We start from the raw sequence: 16,055 nt of genomic DNA on the forward strand, positions 1-16,055 counted from the left end.
GTTATTTGGGTGCTAACGACATGACTATGATTACTCGAAAGTGAGCGTGGTTTGCTCGGTTGCTGTGATGTCAGTTTCTACTACCGCCTGAAAGCTGAATACGTCTGCATTTTCATCACTTTCCGGCTCATCATTCAGGGCCAGACAGCTAAAGCCTACGGTGTAACCGCCAGCAGGAAGGTAACCGGCCACAAATTCGTATGACTGGGTATCATCATTGTAGTTAACGTTAGCGATGGTGTAGGGCGAAATTTCATCTGTGTTGGCCGGGTTGTCAGCATCATCACCAAGCAGGTCCGGGTCCAGAGAAGTCCCCTCGTATATATACACAGCGTTGCCTGAGTCCATATCAATTTTACCACTGCATGCTGTATCCGTTATCAGTTCGGGTGAAACGGTGCCGAGCAACGTGCCCACCGAATCGTTGGCCACCAGGCGTACGCCGCGAGGTTTCAGGAATATTGTATTGGGCTGGCCCACCGGGTCGACCAGACTCTTACGCAGATCAAATTCTACGGTGTAGGCGGCTTCTACGCCAGGCAGAGCCTCAATACCGTCCAGTTTTAATTCATTACTGGGTACCTTTAGGTCGAAAGTGCCGCTATCCATCTCGATATATGAGTCATCTGTGACCTCTAACCGTAACTGGGTGTACGTGCCTGATGGGATGTCGGTGGCATCGACAATAGTAACAAACGCCTCGCCCTGATAGTTGAGCAGATCGATTGCCTGGGGATCGTTGTTCTCATCGCGAACATCAAAGGTTATAGGGCCATCCGGGCCGATTAGTTCTACCGTATTAAAATACACCACTACGGCATTCGCTTCGTCTACCGGGGCATCTGAAATGGCCAGACTAAATGACGAGCTACTCGGGGTTGGTGTGGGTGTGCTGTTACTGCTGCTGCCTCCGCCACAGGCAAAAAGCGAGGCAGACAATCCTGCGATCGCTGCAATTTTAAAAGCGGTATTTGTAGCACTGATGCGCTCATTTAAAGGGTGTTGCATTGCCGACTCCTTAATACTGACACGGTAAATCGCGCCCTGTAATGATTAGTTCAAAGTATAGTGCAAATATCAGTAATCAAAGTGTGTGCCAGATGATGATTGGGTATTTTTATCAATGCCTTACTATGTTTTATTACACTTAATCTATGATGTGGCGTCGGTAAATGTTGCAAATTTGCTACAATTATTACTCACTTCATAAGCAAACACTTTTAGGCAAGTAACTGGCAGCATTGTGCATTTAAGCACTTGCTTGCCGCCCTTATTATAAATTTACCGAGTCAGGTCAAAGTCTTTGTCGCTCTTATCACTACACTGTCGACATTGCTTAAGAAGCCAGACATTTACCAAGGAGTAATGTATGAGCGAAGATGTAAAAGCTAACGACGATATGAAAATTCAACGCGCTGAAGCGCAGGAGCCAATTAAAGGTCCGGCACAATGCTTCACCGGCGATGTGTATATTAGCAATTTGTTTAATGCGCCGGAGCCTGCCCGTGTGGGTGCCGCCATTGTTAACTTTGAGCCGGGTGCCCGCACCAATTGGCACACTCATCCACTGGGTCAGACCCTGGTAGTGACCAAAGGGGTTGGCTGGACACAGTGTGAAGGCGGTAAGAAAACCGAGATCCGCCCTGGTGATATTATCTGGTGCAACTGCGGTCGTCGTCACTGGCATGGTGCTACCAGCACTGAAGCTATGCAGCACGTAGCCGTTCAGGAAGCGCTCGATGGTAACGCGGTAGACTGGCAGGAGCCGGTTACCGATGAGATTTATCTGGCAGAAGAAGTCGTTAAGGACTAAGTCGCCGCCTGTCTTAAACAGAGCCCCTTCAGCGGGCTCTGTCTGTTTTATTCTTAATCTGTTTTTTTGTTATTCATTTAGCAGGGGTTTCCTATGTGCGAAAAACATCAACACCAGTCTGCGGCAATTGCAGATAATCATGAGGGGCACGATGCCTCTCGTCGTAAATTTATTCACGCTACTTCTGCCGTTGGGGCAGGGGTGATGCTCTCTGGACTGGTGCCTTCACTGGCAACTGCTGCGCCGCTGGCTCCTAAACCAGGCGAGAACATCAAATCTAAAGGTTATGCTGCTTTTGATGATTCAGGTTTTTTAAAGCCCTGGGAATTTGAGCGTCGCCCGGTTGGCGACGATGACATTTTAATCGACATTAAATTTGCCAGTATCTGCCATTCTGATATTCACCAGATGAAAGGTCACTGGGCTCCGCAGCAATATCCGCAGGTGCCGGGTCACGAGATTGTCGGTGTAGTGGCGGCAGTGGGTAAAAACGTCACCAAATTTAAAGTGGGCGATCGGGCCGGCGTTGGTTGCATGGTAGATGGCTGCGCAGATTGTGATACCAGCACCAGTCGTGGTGAGCAATACAGCCCGCAAACTAAATTTACTTACGGCCACCCTGATGATCGCTCACCAACAGGCATTACCCAGGGCGGTTATGCAACTAATATTGTGGTTCGTGACCACTTTGCGGTGCATATTCCGGAAGCGATCAGCTTTGAAGAAGCCGCACCTCTGTTGTGCGCTGGCGTAACTACCTATTCACCACTGCTTAAATTTAATCTTAAAAAAGGTGACAAAGTAGGCGTAGCGGGTATCGGCGGTTTAGGCCACCTGGCAGTAAAACTGGCGGTTTCTAAAGGCGCAGAGGTTTACGCTTTTACCACGTCACCCGGTAAAGTTGCTGATATTAAGGCATTTGGTGCTAAGGAAGTCATTGTTGTGGACTCGCCTGCTGCTTTAAATGCATACCGTGGTCAGCTTGACTATATGATTAACACGCTGCCGGTAGCTTATGATGTGGCGGCCTATGCCTCTGTGGTTAAGCCTTTTGGTACTTACACTCAGGTAGGAATGCCTAATGGCTTTACGGTATCTGTTAATGCGCTGGCATTATCTGCTTCGCAGGTAAACTTTAATGCGTCACTGATTGGTGACATGAAAGAAACCCAGGACATCGTGGATTACTGCGTTAAGCATGACATTCGCCCTGAAATTCAGGTGATCCCAGCCAGTGATGTGAATAAAGCCTGGGAAAGCGTTATCAAGAAAACCGCGCGTTATCGTTACGTGATTGATTCTTCAACTATTTAAGTATAGTGAAAGACTAAAAGGCGCTCCAATGAGCGCCTTTTTTGTAGCTTGTTCCAACTTTTTAACGCTGTGGCTTAGTGTTCAAAACCCATCAGTACCGCGTGGGTGTCTTTGCCGCCCATCTTTTGCCATTGATTTTCAATATCCCGCTTAGGCGAAGCGCCAAACAGACGGGAATATTCGCGGGAAAATTGCGAAGGACTCTCGTAACCCACCCGATATGCTGCGGTAGATGCATCTAAATCCTCGCCCAGCATTAAGCGACGTGCTTCCATTAAGCGCAGGCGCTTTTGATACTGCAACGGGCTCATGGAGGTAAGCTGACGGAAGTGATGGTGAAAGGTGGATTTGCTCATCTGTGCCATATCAGCCAGGGATTCCACGCTGTGGGTTTTGTCGTAGTTAGCCTTAAGCCATTCTATGGATCTGGCAACCCGTAAGCCCTGACTGCCGGCAGAAACAACCTGACGCAGGCGGGCGCCTTGTTCGCTGGTTAGTACGCGCCAGAATATCTCTCGTTTGATCAGCGGCGCCAGTACCGGGATTGATTCGGGTTCATCAAGCAGACTCACCAGGCGTTCGCAGGCGTTATATAATTCCGGGGTGGTCTGGCCGAGGACCATGCCCTTATCAGAACTGGAATCGCTGCCTTTGAGTAACGGCGCTTGCAGGATTAACTCACTCATTACCGCTAAATCGAATTTTAGTACCAGTCCCAGATACGGGTTTTCCTTATTGGCTTCCAGTACCTGCATTCGCGCTGGTAAATCCAGCGAAGTGATCAAAAACCGGTGTGGATCGTATTGAAAAGTCTCATCGCCTAAGGTCATGCTTTTTACACCCTGCACTACCATAGCTATACCGGGTTCCACTACACAAAGAGAGCAGGAAGTCGCCGCCGCCGTTTGCCGGTAGAAAGACAGCCCTTCAATAGTAGTGTCGAGCATGGCTTTACCTTCCGTTTTACTGCTGATCATGGCAGCAAGGCGGGTTCTTGATTCGTTTAAAAGCGGATTGTCGGAACTCACTGATTAACCTCTTTAAGTCGGTGCAATGTGATAAATGAAGTGTATCCAACTTTTTTCTCTTGTATATATATAAGTCCGTTCAATCGGACAAATGGGCAATAAAACGGGATATTTCCACTGTTATTTTGGTGATATGTCAGAAAAAATAGCATTGTTGTTTTTTGAATAATGTACGTTGACTGGAGCACAGTTGGTGAGGAGAAAAAATGAACATTGTATTCACCGTTGGCGATAAAAAACTGTCTGCTACTCTGGACGATTCGGCCGCTGCACAGGATTTTCTGTCACGTTTGCCACTGACCATGACGCTGAAAGACTATGCCGGTATCGAACGTGTTGCCTATTTTGATCGCCCGCTGATAATTGATGGTGCGCCGGCAGGCCACAAAGCCAAAGCGGGTGACATTACCTATTACGCGCCATGGGGTAATCTGGCCATTTTTGGAAAATCCTTTGGCTACGCCAGCGGATTAATTAAACTTGGGGCCTTCGACGATGATTTTTCCGTACTTTTCCAAACGCCGGAAGCAGAGGTGGTTATCTCGGCACAATAAACAGCTCACTCTGCTGAGCGGCGTTTTCTCAGGAGCTCTACTTTGAAATACCAATCTAACGCGACATTCTGGATCGCGGCATGTTCATTTGTGCTGGTGTTTATGACCGCCGGCACACCTATCTCTTTATTTAACCTTTACCAGGCCGAAGACGGTTTATCCAACGCCGATCTGGGCGTAGTGTCATTAGGCTATTTTCTGGCGGCGGCAACCGCGTTATTAATGTGTGGTCGGCTTTCCAATCATCTTGGTCGAAAACCCATGGCGCTGACGGCCATTGGCTGTTGTGCGGCATCCTGTGTGTTATTGATGTTTATGACCGATGTGAGCTTTTTATTTGCCGCACGTTTATTTCAGGGCTTCGCCTGTGGGATAGCGACCAGCAGCATTGGTGCCTATGCTGTAGACGCCGGAGAAAACCAGCCGAAATGGCTTGTCGCTGCGGTGGTAAGTACTTCGCCAATGGTTGGGATCCCGCTGGGGGCAATCAGCAGTGGCGCTTTGGTGACCTGGGGGCCATACCCTAAAGTGTTAATTTTTGCAGTGATTCTGGCTATGCTGTTGGTATGCCTGGTATTGCTAATGCGTTGTCACGAAACCGTGGTAAAACAGCCGGGTGCTATTTCGTCGCTGATCCCGCGGTTGCATTTCCCTACCGGTAAATCACTTATCTTTATCGCCACAACCGGGGTGGTTGTATCCACCTGGGCAGCTGGTGGTTTTTACCAGGCATTTGGTCCTTCCATTGTGGCAGAACAGTTAGCCATGGACAGCGCCATCGTAGCTGCGATAACTTTTTCCTCGGTTATGGGACTAACCCCTTTTGGCAGTTATTTATCCGGTCGACTCTCGCCGCGCCATGCGGTGCAAGTGGGGATGGCGCTGTTTTGCCTTGCCGCAGTTTGTATTACGCTGGCACTGCTGGAAGGCTGGTTGATGATGTTTATAGCGGCGAGTTTGTCGGTTGGAATAGCCCAGGGACTGGCCTCGACGGCATGTATTAAACTGCTGTTACATGATGAGCCCCAGCTATATCGCGCGGGTTTGCTGTCTACTGTTTATATTGTGTCTTATGCGGGTGCCGTTTTTCCGGCTATGGGCGCGAGTATCGCCGCTTCCTGGTACTCAGTATTTACTATTTGGTGTGGCTATGCGGTGCTGGGTATAGTTGCTGCTGTGACGGCACTAATTGCCACCGTTTTTGCCGCAAAAGCCCGCGAGGCTCAGCCCGTCGCTGGCTAACTGCGCCGTTGTCAGCATGCATTGCAGTTTGCCTGCGGTTGTTTATATACTGGTGAGCGAATAGCCACCAATATTAACGCAGGGAAATTGTAATGCGCCGAATGCAGAGTCAGTACAGGATTTATCTGTTGGTGGCAGGGTTACTATGCTCTGCACCCGCCTGGTCAGAGCCGGTGGTGTTGGATGACCTGAAGAACTTCCAGACCAATACGGAAACCATGATGAGTGCCGGATTACCGGACGAACATCATTTTATCACTCTTAAAACTCTGGGCGTCAGTCGGGTGATAGACCTTATTCCGGGCGGTCGCAGTGCTGAAAAAGCCCTGCTGGATGAAATGGGTCTGGAGTACTTCAACATTCAGGTTGAGTGGGAACACCCGACCCTGGCTAATTTTTCGGATTATATCAGCATCATGGAGCGGTAGCCGATGTCTGGTATTACTCTTACGCATTGCAAATTAAACTGGCGTGGCGCCGTGTTTACCTATTTATACCGGGTGATCCGTCTTCACCACGATGAAGCTGAGGCGCGTAAAGATCTCGAGGCCATCTGGCAACCTAATGAGACCTGGCAATATTTTATGGAGCGGGTGCAACAGCACTACAAGCCCCTCTGAATAAAGGATAATTCTCTACCATTTAACCCCGAACGGAGTAGGAGACAAGGATGCGTTTAACTAACAAAATAGCCCTGATAACCGGCGCGGCTCGCGGCATTGGTCAGGCAATCGCCGAACAGTTTGCCGCTCAGGGCGCGACCGTTATTGTTACCGATGTTGACGATAAAACCGGGCAGGCAGTGGCTACAGCAATAGGCGATTCTGCGGTGTTCAGACATCTGGATGTTGGTAGCGAAGAAGCCTGGCTATTACTCTGTGCTGAAATACAAGAGACTTACGGCAGGCTGGATATTCTGGTGAACAATGCCGGTATCACCGGTTTTATGAGCCACCCGGGCCCCTTTGACCCGGAGCATCTTGATTTGGCCAGCTGGCATGCGGTTCACCGGGTTAACCTTGATGGTGTTGCGCTGGGTTGTAAACATGCCATCGGACTCATGAAAAAGAGTGTAGCGGCAAGTATCGTTAATATTTCTTCGCGCTCAGGGATGGTGGGCATTCCGGCGGCGGCGGCCTACGCTTCCAGTAAAGCTGCGGTGCGAAATCATACTAAATCCGTGGCCCTGTACTGCGCCGAAAAAGGCTACCCCATTCGTTGTAATTCAATTCACCCTGGTGCGATTTTAACGCCAATCTGGGAGTCGATGCTTGGTGAAGGTGATGCCAGGGAGCAGGCTATTGCAGCCATTGCCGCGGATATTCCATTACAACACATGGGCACGCCTGAAGATGTCGCCTTTGCTGCGGTTTATCTTGCTTCAGATGAGTCAAAATACGTCACCGGCGCAGAGCTGACAATTGATGGCGGAATTCTGGCCGGGTCTTCTGCGCGACCGCCTACCAGAGAGAAATAAGGTAATGATTTTTGCTGCTTACCACCCATAAAAATGACGCATTCAGAGCGTCATTTTTGTTATGAATAGTGTTGTGCAATCCATTTTTCTCAGGCAAATAATGCCCCTGCCAAAATTAGATGTAGATCAAATTTTTTAAGATTCTTGCTGCTATACTTAAGTTGAATCGCTCGAATCAGACGATGTATTTCAAAGTGAGAGTCTGTATTTCAACTCACCTTACTATTCAAAAATATTTTCTTTCGATTGTCGTATTGCGAAAGACATAGCGACGGAGATATCTATGACAGTGCATGCAATAAAATCGGAGCATCCATCCAAGGCCGATAAGGCGTTAATGGTAGAGAAAGGCCATCTCTGGCTTCATTGTTTCAGAACGTGTAAGAGCTGTAAAAGCTTGTCAAAAAACCTGACTCAATATGAATTTGAAGATGGCAGTAGCATCATTCTGGACTCCAGTGCAGATTTTCCAGCGCCGGTTGCCCCTGAGTTAGTGATCCCACGGCTTCGCTATAGCAGCACAGCGAGCCATTAGTTCTGCGTAATGTGCAGGCATTTCTCTTAATGCAATGCCTGCAAAATTTCTGCGTCTTAATATTTCACCTCATCTGCCAACGATAACCCTTGCCTCTATTTTTATTTCTTATAGGTTTGGTGGACCTCATCACTGTATTTTTTTGCTTTTGCGGTGTTTGTACAAAGCCGCGTGAAGTTGAATTTCGGTGTCAGGTGAAATGACCTCAAGCAACATTGCCAGATCAGGCAGTGAATAATATCAACTCATTCTAAGTGGCGGGTTAACCGGTCGTAAAGCGGTTTAGCCCCGTAAACTGCCTTCGGCCTGTTTTGCGGATGCAAGGGAGAAGCGTTTTGGTTACTATGATGGGATAGCAATCCATCATAATAACAACAGGACGACAATGAAAAATCTCGCATGGTTAGTCACCACCCTTCCTCTTTTTACCGCGTGTTCTCCCGCGCCCGAGGTGTCGGAAACGGCCCCGGCTCCGGCAGCTGTGAGTAATTCTGCCGACAATATAAAAGCGGGCGTGGATTATCACTCTTTTGCCAATCCGTCGGAAGTGACGGTTACCCACCTGGATTTGGATCTGACAGCTGATTTTGACGCCAGCGTGTTAAGTGGAACGGCAACGTTAACCTATGAGAAACAACTGCCTGAAGCTGACACCCTGATTGTTGATACCCGGGACTTAACTATCCAAAGCGTCACCGCCAATGGCGTTAGTTTGGATTACCAGCTTCAGGCCGCTGATCCTGAGCTTGGCTCGGCGCTGGAAATCACTCTGCCGGAAGCTGGCAATCAGGTGACTATCGCCTACGCGACTTCGCCTCAGGCCTCGGGCGTGCAATGGTTAACCCCGTCGCAAACCGCTGGAAAAGAGTATCCTTTCCTGTTTACCCAGTCACAGGCTGTTCATTCGAGAAGCTTTATCCCGTTGCAGGATTCGCCTCAGGTCAGAGTGACTTACAACGCCACTATCCACACGCCCGAAGCATTGCTGGCCGTTATGAGCGCAGCGAACGATCCGGATACTGAGCGTGACGGCGAATATGAATTTACCATGCCACAACCCGTGCCGTCTTACCTGATAGCGCTGGCTATCGGTGATTTGCACTTTAAGCCGATGGGCGAGCGCACCGGCGTGTATGCTGAACCGGCTTTACTGGATGCGGCGGCAGAGGAATTTGCCGATACCGAAAGCATGCTGGAAGCTACCGAAAGTACCTATGGCCCTTACGGCTGGGATCGGTACGATTTGCTGATCCTGCCACCCTCCTTTCCTTTCGGGGGGATGGAAAACCCGCGACTTTCGTTTATCACGCCGACCGTGATAGCGGGTGACCGCAGTCTGGTGTCGTTAATTGCCCATGAACTGGCGCACAGTTGGTCAGGCAACACAGTAACTAACGCGACCTGGCGTGATCTGTGGTTAAACGAAGGATTTACCACTTATCTGACTTATCGCATCATGGAAATGATTTATGGCCATGATCGTTACCGAATGGAAGCGGTACTAGGCTATCAGGATCTGCAGGAAGACATTGCTGCGTTACCCGCCAACGATCAAATCCTGGCTATCGATTTACGTGGTCGTAACCCGGATGACGTGTTCAGCGATATTCCTTATGAGAAAGGTGCGCTATTCCTGCGTGAACTGGAACAAAAAGTCGGTCGCGAAAACTTCGACCAGTTTTTACTGGGTTATTTTAAGCATTTTGCATTTAAGAGTATCACCACCGACCAATTTATAGCGTACCTGAACGATACCCTGCTGACGCAGTATCCGGATAAACTGGATGCCGTGCGTATCCACCAGTGGATATTTGAACCCGGTATTCCTGCTGGCGCGCCAGTACCAACCTCAGATGCTTTCGCTATTATTGACCAGGCCAGACAGGACTGGTTAGCCGGTGAAAAAAGTGCCGACAGTATCGACACCGCCAACTGGACAGTACACGAATGGCTGTATTTCCTGAACAACCTGCCAGAGCAGCTAAGTGACGAGCAGTTACAGGCACTGGATGAGGCCTTTGGTTTAACCGCTAGCAGCAACAACGAAATTGCCCATAGCTGGTTGCTGATCGCCGTGAAAAATCAATACCAGCCAGCCTACTCAAGATTATATGAATACCTCGTCAGTATCGGGCGGAATAAGCTGGTAAAACCGCTGTATCGCGAACTGGTAAAAACACCTGAGGGCAAGGTCTTTGCACAGAAAGCATTTGCTGAGGCGAAACCGGGCTATCACCCGTTAACCATTAAAGCCAACGAAGACTTTGTGAAGTAAAATCAGCGAAGTCTCAACGACAAAAGGGCGCATTTGATGCGCCCTTTTTAGCATTGGTCTGGTGGTTACTGAATCTGACCGCGTAACTCTCCGGCCGGATAAGCCGGGGTATGAATGTTTACGTAGTGTCCACCTGCTGTAAGTACGCTAAAAATTGCTGCATCAAGCATTGCACCTGTGGGCGCCATCCAACGATTCATATCGGCGCTATCCTGTTCAAGAGCCAGCAGCACCGGACCATCCATACCGGCCATGCCAGTGTGAATATGGGCTGCTGTGGCATCTGCCACACCACTGGTAACCACTTGTAGTTCAAGACTGTAGTCATCGGTGTTGACCAGTGCGTAGCCACTGCCCGTTGCCGAAGTGGTGACCGCATGGGTTTCCTGATCGCCACTTAAACCAAAGGCTACCAGCACAAAGTTATCGGTTAGGATCTGGCCACGCAGTTCACCACCAGGATTAGCCGGGGTGTGAATATTGACGTAGTGGCCGCCTGACGCGAGGATGTCAAGAATCTCCGCTGTGATTTGCGTATTTGCCGATGTCATCCAGGTGCCTGCTGCACTGGCTGACTGCTCTAATGCCACCAGTACGTCACCATTTGTACCAATACGGCCAGTATGGATATGTGCCGCGGTAGCGTCGTCTACACCATCGGTATTCACCACCAGACTGAGATCGTAAGTCAGGGTGTTGACCAGGGCGTAGCCACTACCAGAGGCTGATGTAACTACCGCAGGTACTTCCTGTGCACCACTCAGGCCAAAGGTTGCTAATGCATATTCAGGCGTCAGGATCTGGCCACGAATTTCACCGCCAGGAAAAGCCGGGGTATGTACATTCACATAATGACCGCCGCTTGCCAAAACGCCCAGGGTATCGGCATCAATGCGGGTATCGGCTGGTGCCATCCACATGCCCGGGTCGGTCATAGACTGTTCCAGCGCTACCAGCACATCGCCGTTCATACCAATTGAACCGGTGTGAATGTGCGCCGCGGTGGCATTATCTACGCCGGTGGTATCTACCACCAGTTCTAAATCGAATGTCATGCTATTAACCAGCGCATAACCATTGCCCATGGCTGATGTGGCGGCCACAGGAACCTGTTGATCACCGTTGAGGGCAAACGTGGCCAGGGCATAATCACCGGTTAATATTTGCCCGCGCAGTTCTCCTGAGCCATTGGCCGGCGTGTGCAGATTAACGTAATGACCACCCGATGCCAGCACATCAAAGGTGGCTTCATCAATAGTCAGATTTTCCGGCGTTACCCATTTACCCATGTCATCGGCAGATTGCTCCAGCGCCACCAATACATCGCCATTCATGCCGATGCGGCCGGTGTGAATGTGAGCAGCAGTGGCGTCGTCGGCCCCTTCGGTCACAATCGCCAGTTCCAGCGCGTAAGTCGTTGTATCTATCAGTGCATAGCCGCTGCCATAGGCATCGGTTTCTACCGCAGGGATTTCCTGGGCACCGCTCAGGGCAAAGGTTGCCAGGGCAAAGTTATCGGTAAGGATTTGGCCGCGGATCTCACCGCCGGGGTAGCTGTCTGAATGCACATTTACGTAATGTCCGCCTGAGGTCAGTACAGCAAAAATGTCGGCATCAATCATGGTGCCTTCTGGGGTCATCCACATGGACATATCATCCATGGATTGCTCCAGTGCCACCAGGACATCGCCGTTATTACCAACGCGGCCGGTATGAATGTGCGCAGCAGTAGCGTCTACATTGTCGGTGTAGATAACCAAATCGAGATCGTACGTAGCCGTTGACACCAGTGCGTAACCATAACCATCAGCCAGTGTGCTGGCTGCCGGAACCTGCTGTTTTCCATCCAGCATAAAGGTTACCACCGCCATATCATCCGACACGATTTGGCCGCGCAGTTCGCCGTTTTCGTAGGCGTCGGTGTGCACATTGATGTACCAGTCACCGTCTTTTAAATCGGCGATAAGTTCGTTGGTCACACTGGTTTCAGCCAGAGTATAAGTACCCGCACTTGCTGCTTCAAAACCAAAGGCGACATCGCCATTTCGACCGATATCACCGTCATGGATATGCACAGCCTGCACGCCTTCTACATCGCTCAGATCAACAGTGGCACGAAGTAACCCCAGTGTCTCATCCAGCTCCACGGTCGCAGTGCCCATTTGCATGGACATATTAGCCGGTACCTGTTGTTTGCCGGTTAATGGCACGTCAAAACTGGCCGTTGCGCTGAAAGTGGGTGGCATGGGCATGGCTTTATCATCGTCATCGTCGCTGCAGGCACTCAGGAATAATGAGCCGGCGATGACCAGGGCAGAATAGTGATATTTCATAATGTTCTCCAAAGGGACTTTGTCGTATTTACATTTGTTTAACGATTGAGATGCCCCACTGGATGATAGAAATTTATAAATCTTTTAAGAAATTTAATTTAAATTAACTAATGCGCTGAAATAACAGGCATAAAATTATCTGAAAATGATTTCGCGCGAGAGATAAAACGGCAGGATAGGGACTGTTTTTGTACTTTTGCTGATTAAAAAAAGTACAGAATGAAGATTAATTTGAGTGACCAGACTGCACCTGCAGAAAGCGTTTGCCGCTATCAGCCAGGAGGTACTGCTGACGATTTTTTGCCTGGTTTTTTGTTTGAAAAGCGTGCAAATCGACGAGTTGACCAGTTACAAAGGCCAGTTTACTCATTTCTACAGTTGGTTACACTTTAGTGACTCAATCTTAGCGATGATCAATGGTATTATCCCTCGGTTATTTCACTACTAAATAATAAAAATCCTAATCCCTAACGACAGTGAGGACTCGTTCATGAAAAGACTCTTATCCTGGGTCTCCTGCATGTTCATGCTGGTGGCCGGCGCAGCCACCGCTGAAGATGTTGAATACCGGTTACCGGGCGCCGTAAAGCCTACCTTTCAAAAAATTCATTTAAATATCGATCCGGATCAGCCGGATTATTCTGGTACCACGGTTATCGAAGTTAACGTCACTGAGCCGGTGACCAAAGTGGGTTTCTACCAGATGGATATTCAGGTGACAAATGCCGAATTGCGTCAGGGCAATCGCATTTATCCGCTTCGTATCACTGCAGGCGAATACAGCATTAACTGGGGTCATAGCTCAGCAACTGTGCCAGTAGGTCAGTATGAACTGGCTATTGATTTTGAAGGCAAGGTCAACACCTCTTCTGACGGTATGTATCTCTCCAGTTTTGAAGGCCGCAACTATATTTTCACCCAGTTTGAAGATATGCATGCCCGTAAAGCCTTTCCCAGCTTTGACGAGCCGGCGTTTAAAATTCCTTATCAAATGACCATTACCACTCCGGAAAAACAAGTGGTTGCGTCTAATACGCCAGTAGAAAAACGCACGGTAGAAAACGGCAAGCAAACGGTTACCTTTATGAAAACCAAGCCCATGCCGACCTATCTGGTGGCTTACACAGTAGGCCCCTTCGACAGCGTTGAAATGGAAGGCCTGTCGGTGCCAGGTAAACTTTACGTGCCGAAAGGTTATGCCGATAAAACAAAATTTATTGTTAAACACACACCTGAAATCCTCAAGTCACTGGAGAATTTCTTTGGGATTGATTATCCCTACCGCAAACTCGATTTTGTCGCCGTTCCTAACTTTACCCATGGTGCGATGGAAAATGCCGGTTTGATTACCTATCGCGACAGCCTGTTGCTGCTGGAAGATGAGCCGGGTCTGGCTGAACGTTCTTCACCACTAAACGTTGTTGCCCACGAACTGGCGCACCAATGGTACGGTAACCTGGTGACCATGGCGTGGTGGGACGACCTGTGGTTAAACGAAGCCTTTGCCTCGTGGATGGCCAGCTATGTGATGATGGAACTGTATCCGGAACTTAACTTTAAGGAACGCGTGATTCAGGAAGGGGCGTTTGGCGCCGATGCCAGCCCGACGGTTAAACCGGTTAAGAAAGTTGTTCGTAGTCAGCCCGATGTGATGGATGGTCTGGGTCTTAACTACTCAAAGGGTGAGTCTATCCTGCAGATGATTGAAGCCCTGATCGGCACCGATAATTTCCAGAAAGGTGTACAGGCCTACATGAACAAGCATGCATGGGGCAATACCCAGGCTGATGACTTGTGGGCTGAGCTGGATAAAGTGTCCGACTTTAACTTAAGCGCCATGATGAAGGCCTATCTTGAACAGCCGGGTTATCCCTTACTGGACATCAGTAATGACGGTACCATTACTCAGCAGCGTTTTCATTTAGCCGGTGCGCAGGTGCAAGAACAAACCTGGGCAGTACCTTTAAATATTAGCTACAAAAAAGATGGTAAAATTCACCGCGAGATTGTTTTTGTTGATAAACAAACCACGCGCTTACCACAACTGGCAGAAGCCGACTGGGTATTCCCTAATGACAACGCCACTGGCTATTTCCGCTGGGCGATTCCTGATGCACAAATGGACAACCTGCTGAGCGACCTGGATGCGCTGAACAATCGTGAAAAGAAAAACGTGCTGTATAACATGCAGGCGTTGTTAAACGGTGGTGAAGCCGGTATCGACAGTGTAATGAAAGTGCTGAATGCCATGGCGCAGGATGAAGATCCTGAGGTGATCCGCGCAGCCGTAGGTACGCTGGCCGGTTTCCTCTATCTGGTTAACGATGAGAATGAAGCGCAGTTTGCCAAATTACTTAATGAAAAATACTTGCCTTTGCTGGATAAACTGACCCTCACTCAGTCTGATGACGATGAGGAAAGTGTTATCCGCCTGCGCACTCAGCTATACCGTCTGCTTGGCCGTCATGGTGATAACAAGACGCTGATTGCAAAGAGTAAAGCGTTAGCTGAAAAATACCTGGCAGATACGTCGAGTGTGCCTAACAGCCTCGCGCGTACCGCTTTAAGTGTGGCTACCATGGGTCCGGACGCCGATCCGGCCTGGTTTGATCGCATCATGGCAACATTTGCCCAGAGTAAGCTGCCAAATGTAAAAAATGCGCTGCTTTATTCTATGAGCTATGAAGATCCCAAAATGATCAACAAGCTGTTGGATTTGGCGCTGACTGACAATGTCACTCCGGCTAATACCATTAGCATGCTGGGCAGCGTGGTACGCAATCTGGATAATGAAACGCCGTTTTATAACTGGCTAAGTAAAAATGCAGATGCAGTAATCGAGAAGATGCCTGATTACCATGTATCACGCATGCCGGAGTTTATCGCCACTACCTGTGATGCCGATAACCTGGCGCTGGCGATTGCTTTTTATGGCCCAATCAAGGATAAGCACGAGGGCATGGCCCGCAGCTACGACATTATGATGGATGAGTCCAATCAGTGTATTCGTCTGAAAGACACCTATCAAAGTAAGTTTGATGCGTTTCTGCAAGGCTTATAAATAAACAGCCTCCCTCGGGGAGCTGTTTCCAGACACAAAAACACCGCTGTAAAAGCGGTGTTTTTTTATGGGTTGAACTTAACGTTCTTCGACGGGAATTTCCTGCATAATCAGGCGACCGACGATGCGTTTTACCATGGGGGCAACCAGCATGATGGTTGGCCACGCGATGGCAAATGTCATTGGCCATGAATTAAGCCAGCGTACAGCCAGCTCATCGACAAAGCCAATATTAATGGTGGTGACCACCAACGACATGATCCCGGACATAAAAAACGCCATAAAGAGCGAAAACACAATAGGTGCAAAGCGAGGATGGATCATAATTAAAAAATTCCTGTTTAAATCGGCTATGACAACATTAACGACCATAATAGTGTAATAGGTTACAATAATGGTATAAATATCTAATTTACTAATCTT

The 16,055-nt window shown here is 49.0% G+C and carries 14 protein-coding genes; 10 read left to right on the forward strand and 4 right to left on the reverse strand.

Translation table 11 applies throughout. The features are described from left to right. Positions 1-30: 30 nt before the first annotated feature. On the reverse strand, positions 31-1,008 hold the full coding sequence (locus BFC17_RS13090) for a DUF4382 domain-containing protein (RefSeq protein WP_070176918.1): 978 nt from the start codon (positions 1,006-1,008) through the stop codon (positions 31-33). A 361-nt stretch (positions 1,009-1,369) separates the two neighbouring features. Here BFC17_RS13090 and BFC17_RS13095 point away from each other — a divergent pair, with 361 nt between their 5' ends. Continuing rightward, entirely contained in the window at positions 1,370-1,813 is a 444-nt protein-coding gene (locus BFC17_RS13095; RefSeq protein WP_070176919.1) for a (R)-mandelonitrile lyase, read from the forward strand. A gap of 93 nt (positions 1,814-1,906) precedes the next feature. Further along, positions 1,907-3,127: an NAD(P)-dependent alcohol dehydrogenase gene (locus BFC17_RS13100; protein ID WP_070176920.1), complete on the forward strand. Its 1,221-nt coding sequence runs from the start codon at positions 1,907-1,909 to the stop codon at positions 3,125-3,127. Positions 3,128-3,201: 74 nt separating this feature from the next. Here BFC17_RS13100 and BFC17_RS13105 read toward each other — a convergent pair whose 3' ends face one another. After that, on the reverse strand, positions 3,202-4,155 hold the full coding sequence (locus BFC17_RS13105; protein ID WP_229680936.1) for an AraC family transcriptional regulator: 954 nt from the start codon (positions 4,153-4,155) through the stop codon (positions 3,202-3,204). Positions 4,156-4,361: 206 nt separating this feature from the next. Here BFC17_RS13105 and BFC17_RS13110 point away from each other — a divergent pair, with 206 nt between their 5' ends. The 7 genes from BFC17_RS13110 to BFC17_RS13130 all read left to right on the forward strand — a co-directional run bounded on the left by BFC17_RS13110 (position 4,362) and on the right by BFC17_RS13130 (position 10,238). Further along, positions 4,362-4,709 carry a cyclophilin-like fold protein gene (locus BFC17_RS13110; protein ID WP_070176921.1) on the forward strand — a complete coding sequence of 116 codons (348 nt, stop codon included), beginning with the start codon at positions 4,362-4,364 and terminating at the stop codon, positions 4,707-4,709. Positions 4,710-4,751: 42 nt separating this feature from the next. After that, the gene (locus BFC17_RS13115; protein ID WP_070176922.1) at positions 4,752-5,951 is read left to right on the forward strand and encodes an MFS transporter; all 1,200 of its coding nucleotides are present in this window, start codon (positions 4,752-4,754) and stop codon (positions 5,949-5,951) included. A 92-nt stretch (positions 5,952-6,043) separates the two neighbouring features. Next, positions 6,044-6,379, forward strand: a complete 336-nt coding sequence (locus BFC17_RS22260; RefSeq protein WP_083271721.1) for a protein-tyrosine phosphatase family protein — start codon at positions 6,044-6,046, stop codon at positions 6,377-6,379. A gap of 3 nt (positions 6,380-6,382) precedes the next feature. Then, positions 6,383-6,571, forward strand: coding sequence for a protein-tyrosine phosphatase family protein (locus BFC17_RS22265; RefSeq protein WP_083271722.1), 189 nt, complete (start codon positions 6,383-6,385; stop codon positions 6,569-6,571). Between the two features lie 50 nt (positions 6,572-6,621). Then, positions 6,622-7,428 carry a glucose 1-dehydrogenase gene (locus tag BFC17_RS13125; protein WP_070176923.1) on the forward strand — a complete coding sequence of 269 codons (807 nt, stop codon included), beginning with the start codon at positions 6,622-6,624 and terminating at the stop codon, positions 7,426-7,428. A gap of 283 nt (positions 7,429-7,711) precedes the next feature. After that, a complete protein-coding gene (locus BFC17_RS22425) occupies positions 7,712-7,963 on the forward strand; it encodes a hypothetical protein (RefSeq protein WP_139142076.1) in 252 nt (83 codons plus the stop codon). 385 nt (positions 7,964-8,348) lie between these two features. Next, positions 8,349-10,238: a M1 family metallopeptidase gene (locus BFC17_RS13130; protein WP_070176924.1), complete on the forward strand. Its 1,890-nt coding sequence runs from the start codon at positions 8,349-8,351 to the stop codon at positions 10,236-10,238. 65 nt (positions 10,239-10,303) lie between these two features. Here the strand turns inward: BFC17_RS13130 and BFC17_RS13135 are convergent, their stop codons facing one another. After that, on the reverse strand, positions 10,304-12,571 hold the full coding sequence (locus BFC17_RS13135) for a CHRD domain-containing protein (RefSeq protein ID WP_070176925.1): 2,268 nt from the start codon (positions 12,569-12,571) through the stop codon (positions 10,304-10,306). A gap of 490 nt (positions 12,572-13,061) precedes the next feature. Between BFC17_RS13135 and BFC17_RS13145 the strand changes: the two genes are divergently transcribed. Next, entirely contained in the window at positions 13,062-15,632 is a 2,571-nt protein-coding gene (locus BFC17_RS13145; protein ID WP_070176927.1) for a M1 family metallopeptidase, read from the forward strand. 78 nt (positions 15,633-15,710) lie between these two features. On the opposite strand, the gene BFC17_RS13150 is transcribed toward BFC17_RS13145, so the two are convergent. Then, positions 15,711-15,956 carry a DUF2798 domain-containing protein gene (locus BFC17_RS13150; protein ID WP_070177201.1) on the reverse strand — a complete coding sequence of 82 codons (246 nt, stop codon included), beginning with the start codon at positions 15,954-15,956 and terminating at the stop codon, positions 15,711-15,713. Positions 15,957-16,055 lie beyond the last annotated feature (99 nt).

It is taken from the genome of Marisediminitalea lipolytica, assembly GCF_001758465.1.
GTDB lineage: Bacteria > Pseudomonadota > Gammaproteobacteria > Enterobacterales > Alteromonadaceae > Alteromonas > Alteromonas lipolytica.